General features: G+C 51.9%; 11 protein-coding genes. 9 read left to right on the plus strand and 2 right to left on the minus strand.

Going from position 1 to position 13,075, the window contains the following annotated elements:
• Nucleotides 1–6 precede the first annotated feature (6 nt).
• The 9 genes from BUB73_RS06280 to tnpA all read left to right on the plus strand — a co-directional run bounded on the left by BUB73_RS06280 (nucleotide 7) and on the right by tnpA (nucleotide 11,420).
• Nucleotides 7–1,125, plus strand: a complete 1,119-nt coding sequence (locus BUB73_RS06280; RefSeq protein WP_073234971.1) for a complex I subunit 1/NuoH family protein — start codon at nucleotides 7–9, stop codon at nucleotides 1,123–1,125.
• 12 nt (nucleotides 1,126–1,137) lie between these two features.
• On the plus strand, nucleotides 1,138–1,611 hold the full coding sequence (locus BUB73_RS06285) for a 4Fe-4S binding protein (protein WP_073158244.1): 474 nt from the start codon (nucleotides 1,138–1,140) through the stop codon (nucleotides 1,609–1,611).
• Nucleotides 1,611–2,207, plus strand: coding sequence for an NADH-quinone oxidoreductase subunit J family protein (locus BUB73_RS06290; RefSeq protein ID WP_083538125.1), 597 nt, complete (start codon nucleotides 1,611–1,613; stop codon nucleotides 2,205–2,207). Before BUB73_RS06285 ends, BUB73_RS06290 begins: the two co-directional genes overlap by 1 nt.
• A complete protein-coding gene (gene nuoK, locus BUB73_RS06295) occupies nucleotides 2,204–2,509 on the plus strand; it encodes an NADH-quinone oxidoreductase subunit NuoK (RefSeq protein ID WP_073158242.1) in 306 nt (101 codons plus the stop codon). Before BUB73_RS06290 ends, nuoK begins: the two co-directional genes overlap by 4 nt.
• Nucleotides 2,502–4,457: an NADH-quinone oxidoreductase subunit L gene (gene nuoL, locus BUB73_RS06300; protein ID WP_073234968.1), complete on the plus strand. Its 1,956-nt coding sequence runs from the start codon at nucleotides 2,502–2,504 to the stop codon at nucleotides 4,455–4,457. The genes nuoK and nuoL overlap by 8 nt, the downstream gene beginning before the upstream one ends.
• 12 nt (nucleotides 4,458–4,469) lie before the next feature.
• On the plus strand, nucleotides 4,470–6,011 hold the full coding sequence (locus tag BUB73_RS06305; protein WP_073234966.1) for a complex I subunit 4 family protein: 1,542 nt from the start codon (nucleotides 4,470–4,472) through the stop codon (nucleotides 6,009–6,011).
• A gap of 1 nt (nucleotide 6,012) precedes the next feature.
• Nucleotides 6,013–7,440 carry an NADH-quinone oxidoreductase subunit N gene (locus tag BUB73_RS06310; protein ID WP_073158233.1) on the plus strand — a complete coding sequence of 476 codons (1,428 nt, stop codon included), beginning with the start codon at nucleotides 6,013–6,015 and terminating at the stop codon, nucleotides 7,438–7,440.
• Nucleotides 7,441–7,641: 201 nt separating this feature from the next.
• A complete protein-coding gene (locus BUB73_RS06315) occupies nucleotides 7,642–10,788 on the plus strand; it encodes a GH116 family glycosyl hydrolase (protein ID WP_073284662.1) in 3,147 nt (1,048 codons plus the stop codon).
• A 194-nt stretch (nucleotides 10,789–10,982) separates the two neighbouring features.
• Entirely contained in the window at nucleotides 10,983–11,420 is a 438-nt protein-coding gene (gene tnpA, locus BUB73_RS06320) for an IS200/IS605 family transposase (protein WP_073284480.1), read from the plus strand.
• Between the two features lie 187 nt (nucleotides 11,421–11,607).
• Here tnpA and BUB73_RS06325 read toward each other — a convergent pair whose 3' ends face one another.
• Together BUB73_RS06325 and BUB73_RS06330 are read right to left on the minus strand one after the other, a co-directional pair.
• Nucleotides 11,608–12,399, minus strand: coding sequence for an SIMPL domain-containing protein (locus BUB73_RS06325; RefSeq protein WP_073234960.1), 792 nt, complete (start codon nucleotides 12,397–12,399; stop codon nucleotides 11,608–11,610).
• A 58-nt stretch (nucleotides 12,400–12,457) separates the two neighbouring features.
• On the minus strand, nucleotides 12,458–13,048 hold the full coding sequence (locus BUB73_RS06330; protein WP_139259131.1) for a hypothetical protein: 591 nt from the start codon (nucleotides 13,046–13,048) through the stop codon (nucleotides 12,458–12,460).
• Between the last annotated feature and the right edge of the window lie 27 nt (nucleotides 13,049–13,075).

Here is a 13,075-nt window from a genome sequence, read left to right on the forward strand (position 1 = left end):
ACTTTTATGTTCGTACCCTCTATCACAAATCCAATTGGCGATGTTGTTCGCGAATGGGTGCCGAAGCTTGCAGAATACCTGCCGGCAGCCATCCAGTCCGACACACTGAACACGATCGTAGCCTTCCTGGTAAACGCTGTCATCTGCGTCATTGCAGTTTGCGCCGTAAACATCGGTTCCGCCCCCATCCTCATCTATATGGAACGTAAGGTTTGCGCCCATGTGCAATGCCGTCTTGGCCCCATGCGCCTTGGCTGGCACGGCACCATCCAGACCATCGCCGACGTTCTGAAGATGCTCTTTAAGGAAGTGTACAACCCCGGTGGCGTTGACAAAGTCATGTACTACATGGCCCCGCTGATCGTGCTGATAGCCCCTTTCATGGTAGCAGCCCTTATTCCCTTTGGCCCCACCCTGGTGGTTGCCGATGTAGATATGGGCATTCCCCTGATTATCGCAGTCAACGGATTTGGCGTTCTCGGCATCTTGCTGGGCGGCTGGTCCAGTAACAACAAGTACTCCCTGCTCGGAGCCCTCCGTAGCGGCGCCCAGATGATCAGCTATGAAATTTCCTTCGCCATGATTCTGCTTTTCGTGGTGATGTTTTCCGGATCGACCAACCTGATGGATATCACCCAGAGCCAGAGCGGTACCGTTCTTGACTGGATGATTTTCAAGGTTCCTGTGCTTGGCTTTATCGCCTTTATCCTGTTCTTCATTTCCAGTACTGCAGAAATGAACCGCGCACCGTTTGACATTGCCGAAGCGGAACAGGAATTGACCGGCGGTTACCACACGGAATACACAGGCACCCCCTTCGCCATGTTCTACCTGGCAGAATACATTGCCCTCGTCACCAACTCCGCACTGGCCACCACCTGCTTCCTGGGTGGTTTCCACGCACCCTGCATCGGAGTCGCTGCCGTAGACACCTACCTGAACATGGTTCCCGGTGTTATCTGGTTCTTTGCAAAGGTCTACTTTATGATCTGGTGCTACATGATGGTCCGCTGGACTTTTGTGCGCCCCCGTGTAGACCAGTTGATGAGTTTCGAATGGAAGTTCCTGCTGCCGGTAAACTTGTTGGTACTGGTAGCAGGCGCAATCTACATCGCGTTGTTCTAAGAGGATTTTATAATGGCTGAAAGAATAACTGCAAAACAGTATTTCAAGCGCTACTTGAAGCGCTGCATTACGGGTCCCTGGAGTCTGATGTGCGGTTTGTCCGTTACCCTCAAGTACTTCTTCAACCCCAAGCGTATTGTTACGGAACAGTACCCCGAAAACCGCAAGACTTTGAAGATGCACGAACGTTACCGCGGCCGTCTCCAGATGGTTGAAGACGCCGAAGGAAACAACCACTGCACCGCTTGCGGCATGTGCGAACGTGCCTGCCCCAACGCAAGCATCAACGTTCTTCCCACGAAGAACATCGCCGGCAAGAAAGTGCTGGGCCGTTACGTCTATCATTTTGCCAGCTGCACCCAGTGCGGTCTCTGCGTAGAAGCCTGCCCCTTTGGCGCAATCCGCATGTGCCAGGAATTTGAAGTGGCTACCACAGACCCCAGCACGCTGGAAATGATCTTGAACAAGAAGGAGGGACAAGGTTAATGCCTAACATTTCCCAGATACTTCCTGCACTGTCTCAGGCCTTCCCCCTCGGCGGCATGGACATTGCATTCTATGTGGTTGCAGCCATCATGCTGTTTACCGCACTGTTGACTGTTGCCGTACGAAACATACTGCAAAGTGCCGTATTCCTCATTTTCTCCTTTGTGGGTACAGCAATCCTTTACATGTTGCTCCATGCGGAATTCATCGCCTTGGCCCAGATCATGGTTTACGTGGGCGGCGTGGTGATTTTCGTCGTATTCACCATCTTGCTTACAAGCCACTTGGGAGAAGATTCCTTCAAGGCTAAGATGCCTCGCACCTTTGCGGCATTCGCACTGGCTATCGCCTTTGTTGCCGTAATGGTCAAGATGATCTTGCCTGTTAAGGAACTGACAGTTTCTACGCCTAGCGCACCCGAAGGATTCGCTTCGCTGAACGCCTTTGCCTTACGGCTTTTGAGTTACGGCGCAGACGGATTCGTCATACCTTTTGAAGTTGTAAGCATTTTACTCTTGATGACCTTGATCTGTTCCATCACCATAGCTCGCAAGGGCAAGGAAGACATGAAGGGAAACAAGGAGGTTCAAAAATGACTTTGATGAACTGCCTAATCCTCGCATTTTTGCTGTTTGGCATTGGCGTCTGGGGCCTTATGCACCGTCGTCACCTGGTGGGTATGCTGATTTCCATTGAACTCATGCTCAACGCAGCAAACATCAACTTTATCTCGTTCGCCTATTTCACAGCTAGTGACGCTACGGCGGGCGCCCTGTTTAGCATTTTCGTCATTGCCGTAACGGCCTGCGAAATGGCAATCGCCCTTGCCATTGTAGTCAGTATGTATCGCCGCTACAAGAGTCTTGACGTTGAACAGTTGAGGGACCTCCATGATTAACGACGTTTCCATCAGCTATCTTATCTTCTTGATGCCGCTTCTCACTTTTGTGGTAAACGGTCTCTTCCTGGGACGTAAATCAGCCAAGGGTGCAGCAATCTTTGCAATTATCTGCAACGGCATCGCATTCGCTTCGGCTCTGTCCCTGGCCATAAGCTACTTCAGTTCCGGATACGCTCCCCAGAAGGCAATTCTTTTCGAGCTTCCGTTCCTGAAGTTTGCAGAAACCTTCGTGGCCAACATAGGCCTTCTGGTAGACCCTCTCAGCATCATGATGCTGGTGGTGGTTACCTTTATCGCCTTCATGGTCAATATCTACAGCGTAGGCTATATGCGTGGCGACCGCGCCGAAGGACGTTTCTTCGCGCTGCTTTCGCTGTTCAGCTTTAGCATGCTGGGCCTGGTTGCCGCCACCAACCTATTCCAGATGTTCATCTTCTGGGAACTGGTGGGTGTATCAAGCTACCTTCTGATCGGTTTCTGGTATCACAAGCCTTCTGCAGTAAGCGCCTCCAAGCAGGCCTTCATCCTCACCCGCTTCGCTGACAGTTTCTTCCTGTTCGGCATCGTGTTGGTCAGCTATGTTCTGCAGACCTTTGACTTCGCCAACATCAACAGCATTTCCCTCATTGCATTCAAGAAGCAGGTCATAAACCTGGGCATCATGAGCATTTCCCAGGCAGACGCCCTGATTCTTGGTTCCATCATGATCTTTACTGGTGGCTGGGGCAAGTCTGCCATGTTCCCCATGCACATCTGGCTGCCCAATGCCATGGAAGGTCCGACCCCGGTATCCTCCATCATCCATAGTGCAACCATGGTGGTGGCAGGTGTCTATCTGGTAGCACGTCTGTTCCCCTTCTTCGCCGCCTGCGGCGATGCACTTACCTTGATTATGTGGGTTGGCGCATTCACTATGGTATTTGCCGCTGTAATCGCCTGCACCCAGAAGGATATCAAGCGTATCCTCGCCTACTCTACCCTGAGTCAGCTGGGCTATATGATGTTCTCTCTCGGAGCCTGTAAGATTGGCGATGCCGTCATCGTAACCGGTTGGACAGCCTCCACCTTCCATATCTTTACTCACGCCTTCTTCAAGTGCAGTTTGTTCCTGATTGCTGGTAGCTTGATTCATCAAGTTCATACCAATGATCTGGATGCCATGGGAGGTCTCCGCAAGAAGATGCCCATCACCTACATCTGCGCCCTGATTTCCATTTTGGCCATTTCCGGTATTCCGCCCTTCTCCGGTTTCTTCTCCAAGGACGAAATCATTCTGGCGGCATTCCAGGGTCATCATTATGTAGTGTTCGGTTTGGCCTTGCTCACCAGCGGTCTCACCACCTTCTACATGTTCCGCCTGTTCTTCCTGGCATTCCACGGTAAGCCCCGTTGCCACTCCGTTGCAGAAGGCCACGTTCACGAAGACTTCGCCATGACCTTGCCTATCGCAATCCTTGCAATCCCTGCTCTGGCTAGCGGTTTTGCAGCAAAGGGTCTGTTCGAACATTTCTTTGTGCCGGGCAAGCTCCGTGTTCCTCAACTGGTCTTACTCCCCGAGGCTCATTGGATTCCTGTTGTCGCCATTGGCGTTGCTGTTCTCGCCCTGTTGATTGCCTGGTTCCTTTATGCAAGTCCCAAGGCTAAAATTGAACGGGCCCTGGATGACACCAACCGCTGCGGAATCTACAAGACCATCTATCACAAGTTCTACTTCGACGAAATGTATTACTGCGTCGTCCGCCAGTTCGTCATTGGTGGCATCGCAAAAATCGCTCGTGGAATTCAGGACGTGGTTATCGAAGGTCTGGTCGCATTCGCCGTCTGGTTCGTACACAAGTTGGGAAATCTGGTTCGTACCGCCCAGAGCGGCAACCTGACTTTCTACGTGGGCACACTGATCGTGGGCATTATCATTTGGCGTTTCATCGGGAATCTCCCCTTCTAAGCAGGTTTAAGCATGGATACTTTACTTTTTAACCTGATTTGGCTTGTTCCCCTTTTCACAGTTCTTGTCTGTGCTCCGATTCCTTCGGCAAAGGCAAAACTGATCAAGGGCATCCACGGCACCTCCGCCACGCTGGTGTTGTTGCTGGTGGGTTATCTGACCTATCGTCTCTATATGCTGAGCGGCACCCCCGCCAATGAAGCAACGGCTCCGCTCCTGCTTCAGTTTTTCACGGACATTCCCTGGATAACAGCCTTCAACGCCCACTATATGGTTGGCGCCGACGGTCTGAATATGTTCCTGCTGTTGCTCACCGCTGTCATCGTATGGGCCGGTGTATTTGTCAGCTGGGAAATCAAGGGCAACCAGAAGGTGTTCTTCGCCTTGATCCAGATGCTGGCCACCAGCGTCTACGGCGTGTTCATGAGCATGGACCTGGTTCTGTTCTTCGTGTTCTACGAAATGGAAGCCCTGTGCATGTATCTGATGATCGCAGGTTATGGTTCCGGTCGCAAGGATTACGGTGGTAAGAAACTGACCCTTACCCTTGCATTCGGTTCCTCCATGATTCTGGCAACGCTGTTCGGTCTCTACTTCGAAAGCGGAATCAATAGCTGGAGCATCATGGAACTTTCCAAGATTACGATTCCTATGGATTTCCAGATGTGGGCCTTCCCCCTCATGTTCATGGGTTTCGCCGTCAGTTCCTCTTTGTTCCCCTTCCACTTCTGGAGTCCCGACGGCCACGCCAGCGCACCTACCGCGGTTTCTATGCTTGCTGCAGGCGTCATGATGAAGATGGGTGCCTACGGTTGCCTTCGCATCGCCATGTTCCTGATGCCCGAAGCCGCCAAGATTTGGCTCCCGTGGGTTGTTGCCTTCCTGATTTTCAACGTGGTTCTTGGGCCTTTCATCGCCCTCCGCCACAAGGATCTGAAGTACATTACCGCCTACAGTTCCATTAGCCATCTGGGTCTTATCTTCCTGGGCCTTGCCGCCATCACTCCCGTGGGTCTCCGCGGTGCAGCCCTCCAGATGATTTCCCATGGTTTCCTGACAGGTCTGTTCTTCGCCACTATCGGTATGATTTACGAACGCACTCACACCCGCGACATCACCCAGATGGGCGGCATCATGCGTAAGATGCCCTTCCTGGGCGTGGGTTTCGTAATCGCCGGTTTTGCAGGTCTCGGCCTTCCGGGCTTTAGCGGATTTGTCGCCGAAAGCACCATCTTTATTGGAGCTTTTGCCCAGGAATCTACCCTCACCCGCATCGTGACCATCCTTGCAATCCTCTCCATTACAACCACTGCAGTGTACATTCTACAGACCGCAAACCGTATGCTTCACGGCAATATGCCCGCCAAGTACGAAACCCTTACCGACGGATGCTTCCGCGAAAAGCTGGTTATCATCGTTCTGGTGGCATGCCTCCTGCTGATCGGTATTTTCCCGGGTTGGATTTCAAACATGCTGGACCAGAGCATCGCCCCCATCTTTGCAAAGATCTCTGCAGCAGCTTCTAGCGCATCCACCGCAGGAATTGGAGGTTAACATGACTTACATTCCGAATTACGTTATTCCCGACTTGTTGCTTTTGCTGCTCCCCTTCCTCGTCATCGGTAGCAGACTGTTCGTCAATGAAAATTCCAAGATTCCCTGGCGCGTTGCCAACATCGGCCTGGTTCTGATTTTCATCCTGCTGAACACCATCCCCCTGGCAAGCGCAAAGTTCTTCATCAGCAACTGGCGTGTGGATGATTTCGGCACCCTCATGCGTGAAGTACTGGTACTCAGCGCCATTCTCGGGGTATGGCTTTCCAAGGATTACTTCGATCATGGTGGAGACGGCAAACCGGCCATGCGCCAGCTGGCTGAGTTCATTGGAACCATCGTCTTTGCCACTTTCGGTGGAATCACGGTTATTTCCGCCAGCGACTTGCTCACATTCTTCCTGGGTCTCGAAATCGCAACCATCCCCATGTATGCCTTGACCGCATGGAATAAACGCGACCAGTTCGGATCCGAAGCCGCAACCAAGTACATCCTGATGGGTTCCGTGGCAACAGCCTTTGAACTCTTCGGATTCAGCTACTTGTACGGTTTTGCAGGAAACATCCGCTTTGACGCCATCCAGAGCGCAGCAAGCACACCCAACGCATTGCTTTGGATCGCCGTGCTGTTCCTATTCTGCGGCATCGGCTTCAAGCTGACCCTGTTCCCCTTCTACACCTGGGCCCCCGATGTTTACGAAGGCGCCCCCACCCCCGTTACCGCGGTGCTTTCCGTAACCTCCAAGGCAACAGCAATCGCATTCCTGGTGGTGCTGGTGTATGGCCCCCTGGCTCCGATCCGCGAACAGATTGCCCCCCTCATCGCCCTGCTTGCAGGAATCACCCTGTTTGTAGGAAACCTGGGAGCCCTAAAGCAGACTCGCCTCCGTCGCTTCATGGCATACAGTTCCATCGCCCAGGCCGGTTACATCATGGTCGCCTTGCTGGGTAACGGAGAATTGGCAAAGACAGCCATCATCTACTACCTGTTTGTCTACACCGTCGCAAACTACCTGGCATTCTTCGTTTTCGCCATCATCGGACACTACCGCGAAGAAAACTTCGACAGCCTCCGCGGTCTCTCCAAGCAGAATACCCCCCTGGCGGTAGCCCTGGCAGTAGCCATGTTTAGCCTGGCAGGCATTCCTCCCCTTGCAGGTTTCTTCGGCAAGTTCCACCTGTTCTTTAGCGGTGCATCTACCGGCCATTATGGCATTGTAGTGTTCGCCGTTTTGAACAACGTTCTTGCTTTGTTCTACTACCTGCAGGTCATCAAGAGTGCCTGGGCAGATGAAGCCGACGATAACCTGAGCCCCCTCCGTATGACCAAGCGTCAGCGCTGGGTGATCATCGCCCTGACAGCGACCGTAATCCTCATTGGTGTGTTGCCCTTCATCAGTAATAATGTGTTCGCAGGTTTTACATTCTAACCTGAAAAGAGAACATGATGAAAAGGCTCCTAGAAAATCTAGGGGCCTTTTTCTTGGTTCGTTTTTTTATTTCGCAGTCAAAACGTTCAAACACTATGAACAGTTGTAAACACTTTCGTCGCTTTCCTTATGGTCTGCGGTTTTAAAAATGCTATTTTTATTTTCGAAAAAATTTTAACCCTCCATTCAATGGAAATCTATATGAGCACTAAAGAATACCTTGCCGGCGCCAAGATGGCCGGTTCCGTCCAGAAGCTTATGACCCCGGGTCTCGCCGTGGAATTCATCCAGCCCTGGTATACCCCGCTTTCTACCACTCCGTCTACCACCGGTATCGCAGTGGGCGGCATTGGTTCCACCTTTACTGCAACTCCCGCAGGCACCACTCCCGTAATGAACGTGATGCCGGGTGTTCAGGTTCGCACCGAAAAGGCTTCCGACCTCCGCTTCAACAACTTCTTCTTCCGTGAAGCAGTCATCAGCGACAAGGCTGCTCTGGCCATCCACAACTTTGCAGCATTCACCACCTACCTGGGCAAGTTCGCCCTGGTTGACGCCAAGGGTGCAGCCCTCTTCACCGCAGCCGACCTGGCCGACCAGAAGAAGGCTGAATCCAAGCTGAACAAGATTCTTTCTGACAAGGAATTCCTGAACAACAACTCCGCCGCTTTCGAACGCTGGCACATCCAATGGAGCGACCGCACCGCTGCAATTCTTTCCAAGAAGGGCGCAAAGGTTGAAGAAGTAAACCGTGCCGTTGTCATTGATTTCTTCGATGGCGTTGTTGGCGAAAAGATCGCTCGTCAGGGCGCATTGACTGCCGCATGGGCAGACGATACCACTTTCCTGGGTCAGGAAGGTTACGATGCATCCAAGATGCAGTACACCGCACTCTACCCCGTTAGCGAAACCAAGTACGAAGGCAAGGGCGTCCAGATTACCAAGACCCAGTCTAGCTACGTGACTCCGGGTGATGAACGCCTCTCCAGCCTGCCGGTTAGCGCAACCGTGTTCACTCTGGAAAACACCACCAAGGAAACTCGTGAAGTGACTTTGGTCCAGGTGCAGGACAGCCTCTGCGGCTACTATGCCCGTAAGGATCGTCAGGGTGTTCAGGACTCCAGCTTCGTCCTGGTTCCCATGGCCAAGAATCCCAAGGCAGTTCAGTTCGACAAGGAAGTTGCCGATGGTCGCCAGGTTCGAGGTATCGAATTCTACAACGAAGAACAACAGCCCGCTAGCGATTTCAACGGCTGCATGGGCATCTCTGTGGCATGGAACAAGAAGGACAACCTGAACGTTTCCGTGAAGCCCATGTTCTATCAGGACGACGCAGCCGCTACCGTTAAGGCAGCACTCCAGAGCGGTCGTCTCTCCAACACTTTCGTGAAGAACGTCTACAGCGGTCGTGAAACTATCGCAGGCGCCATCGCCGTGACCGTCGTTCTCAAGCCCAAGCAGAAGGTTTCCTTCCAGTTCAACACCGTTCTGGACTTCCCCGAAATCAAGCTTGTAAAGCTCACCAGCCAGAAGAAGTACACCGCCTTCTACCCCGAAGCATTCGGCCGCGTAGGCGCTATCCTGGAAGAAGCCCTGGCAGCAGACAAGACTTTCGACGCACGTCTCAAGGCATTCGAAGCTCTGGTTCCCAAGGCCAAGGTCGCTAAGATCTACAAGGAAGCCAAGAAGCAGGTTGAATTCAAGAGCCTCGCCATCAACACCCTCAGCTTCCTGGCCGAAGCCACCGTTTGGGACAAGGACGATCGCTTCCTGGTTCGTGAATGTGCAGACTATCCGTTCTTCAACTCTCTGGACGTTTACTTCTACGGCAGCTTCAGCCTGCTGGCTCTCATGCCCCGCCTGGACGGCGTTGTGATGAAGCGTTTCGGTGACGCCATTCTCGCTGTTAACGAAAACCGCCGTCGTCATCACGAATACGTGAACCTGCCCTTCGCCGATCTTCCGGATCCGAAGCTGGAAGGCCCCCGCGCTGTTCGCGGCGCCGTGATTCATGACCTGGGTAGCCCCTTCGATGCAGAACCGGATGCCTACGACTGGCACAACGTGAAGGAATGGAAGGATCTGGCTCCCAAGTACGTTTTGATGGTACTCCGTCACTTCCACAAGACTCAGGACATGCAGTGTCTGGCCGACTGTAAGGAAGCTGTCTACGCCGCCATGGAATATCTTGAAAAGATGGTGAATGAAGGCGAAAACTTCCCGCTGACCCACGGTACCGACGATACCTTCGACAACCTCAGCTCTCACGGTATTTCCGTTTACTGCGGTTCTCTCTGGATTGCTGGCCTCCGCGCAGCAGCAAAGATTGCAGAACTTTTGGGCGACAAGGAACAGGCTGCCAAGTGGAACGAAAAGTCCATCGCCGCCAACAAGGAATTCGACGAAGCCCTGTGGGACGAAAAGGGCGGTTACTACCACTTCTTCGTTACCCCCATGGAACTGAAGGACATCAATACCGAAAAGTATGCAGAACTTCGTGAAGCTGTCAAGGAATCCATTGAACTGCCCGAATGCCCCAAGGCTGGCGTTGCAGCAATCAATGCCTGGCTGAATTCTGGCGAAATTCCGTCTGACGTCGAACTTTCCAAGTCCGAACTCCGCGGCCTCAAGAAGGCATGGCTCACCGCTCAGTGCAAGGAAGCCTTCAACGCCTCTTGGGAAAAGAAGGTTGCTAACGATTGCGACGACGTTTTTGTTGACACCCTCCTGGCAGACACCTACCTGCGCATGCTGGACCTGAAGCCCATCTGCGATGCAAACAAGGCCAAGAAGAACCTCCTGAAGGTCTTCAACACCAACTACAAGGCAAACAGCCCGCTGATCGGTGCCGCAAACCTTGTTCACAAGGATGGCAGCCCGCTGGATGAATTCAACTTCCAGGCTCACGACGTTTGGATCGGTATTCAGTACAGCGTCATGACCGCTTGCATGATGCACGGCCTCGTGAAGGAAGCCGCTGACCTTGGCGATTCCATGACCCGTAACCTCTACGACGAAGCAAAGGTTCCCTTTGCAGCACCGGAAGGCTTTAACGGTTCTTGCCGCCTCCACGCTGCCGCCCTGGTCGCAAACTTCGGTTTGTCTCAGGCCGCTGCAGACAAGATGCACAAGGCTCTCCTCGCAAAGGGCGCTCTCCTCGCCGACTCTCGCATCAGCCCCAAGCTCCCCCGCAACGTGGCCGCCTTCACCAAGGCTTACGGCGCCATCGCCAAGGATGCAAAGGTTGGCGCAGAAAAGCTGTTCACCCTCATGCACAGCACCGCTCTGAAGTACACCGCCGGTAAGTACTTCCGTCCGGGCATGGTTTTCGCTCTGCTGTACAAGTAAGAGTAAGCCCATTTTTCCTAAAGGAAATTCAAGAAGCGTCTGGTTTCAGGCGCTTCTTTTTTGTATAAAGAAAACTACCGGCTACGCCGGTAGTTCCGTAAAAGCCTTCTGGCGGTCATGAGAAAAAGAAATCCTTTGATTAATATTGAAATGCGGTCTGCAAGCTGCATCACAATAAAATCAAAGGATATAAAATGAATGATAGAAATAAATCGACTGCTCATACCACATGGAATTGCAAGTACCATATTGTGTTCGCGCCTAAGTACAGAAGGAAGATTCTCTACAATCAGAAAAGAGAACTTGTGGGAAGAATTCTTAGAAAATTATGCGAATGGAAAGATGTGGAGATAATTGAGGCCGAAGTCTGTCCGGACCACGTCCACATGCTGGTTGCCATACCGCCGAAACTCTCTGTTGCGAGTTTTATGGGATATTTGAAAGGAAAGAGCAGTCTTGAATTGCTTGACATCATCCCGGAACTGAAGAATAGGTACCGAAACAGGGTCTTTTGGTGCCGTGGTTACTACGTTGATACGGCTGGTAAAAACGCAGATCGTATCAAGGCGTATATTCAGCAACAGTTGGAGGACGACAAACTGGGCAAACAACAGTCAATGTTTGGCGGTTAGTGCCCGTTTACGGGCGGCCTAGTAAGGACCCTTGCAGGTGGCAGTTTACCGTGCGTGCCCTTGCACGCCGCTAGTATCGTAGGGCTACGCCCGTATATGAAGAACCGCCGGCGGGTCACTTTTTTGCGTTATAAAAAAACTCCCCCGCAAACGCAGAGGAGTTAAAAAAGACAAGAGCCGAAATAAGCTACTGCTTGATTTCTACCACCAACCTGATTTCTGCGGAAAGCGTTACGGAATCAGCAATGGCGTTCATGTCGGCGGAACGGTTTAAGCGGGCGCCCTTCATCATGGGACCGTTAGACAAAAGCATCACATCGCCGGCATCATGCATAACCACACCGTCACTATAGCCGGTACCGATATTGATGATCTTGCCCAGCTTGGCACCAACGCTGCCTGCATACATAGCAGCCTTTTCCATGGCCTTCTTGCCGGCGGCATCGACGATGGACTTCTGCAGAGAATCCGTATTCTTCAGCGTGGCGATGGTACGGCCCACATCAATATCAAACTCGATAGACAAGGCTTCCACCAGGTTAGCAGCGTTCTGCTTATCGTCTACGGTAATGGAAAAATTCTGAGTGCCGTTATATTGAACAAACTTGCGAACGCCTTCGCGATAGGACCATTCCTTACGGAGTTCAACGCTGTTCTGCTGAACGTCACTCTCGGGAATTTCCAGTTCTTTCGCAATGGCAAAAATCTTATTGCGACGTTCCCCCATCTGCTGAGAAAGAACGCTCTTGTCTCTGTTGGCCATCTGAATGGAGGCGTAAACCACAAACTGATTCGCCTGGAATTTCTTGAATTCCGTGGCATTCACTTCGATGGACGGCGTTACCATCTGAGTGTTGACAGGAGCATTTCCCGGCACCGCAACAGGGACTGTATTATCGGCAGCACTCTTCTGGTTCACAAGAATGAAACACAGGACAGCCAAGGCCACAATAACCAGATATGAAAATTTTTGAGACATGAATCACCCAACCTTTTTTAATTAAAAATATGACGTTCCCAATTTGCAGAAAAAAATATTATTTCAAGGCGCACCCGCCAGCGATCATCACCAGATCCATCTGCATTTTTTCGGGATTTTCGAAAGCGGACTTCACCAGGGATTTTACAGTATACTTTTTGGTAATTTCCTTGTAGGTACATTCACAGACGCTGCGGGCGGCCTCACCACTTTCGGCGACGCACTGGTTCACGAAAGCCTTTCCCATTTCAGCTGTAAACTTCTCCGGCAAGCAGGGTTCAATTACATCAAAGCCCCACTTGTCAAATCCGTCGTCGTTATCGGTTGTGGCCAAGGCATAAAGCAGCTTGTCATTCTTGATCAGTCCGTCGTAAGCGCAATTGCAGGACTTGGCAGCCTGTTCCGCCCCGAGAAGTGTTGCGGATTCTGCCGTACACTGTTCCGCAAAGGAATTCTTGAACATTTCGTTATTCAAGAGCATACGGATCATGGCCATATCCTCTTCGGTAATTTCAAAAGCGGGCATGGTCGTCGCAGGAGTGGGCGCAGACGCCTTGGGGTCAATAGGAGCGGCTTTCGTCGGAGCCTTCTGACCAAAAACTAGAGAAACAGACAATAGGGAAAAAAATGCTACTTGTACAAACTTCATGGAATACAATATACAAATTGCATCCAC

The sequence above is a fragment of the Fibrobacter sp. UWH6 genome, from assembly GCF_900142465.1.
GTDB lineage: Bacteria > Fibrobacterota > Fibrobacteria > Fibrobacterales > Fibrobacteraceae > Fibrobacter.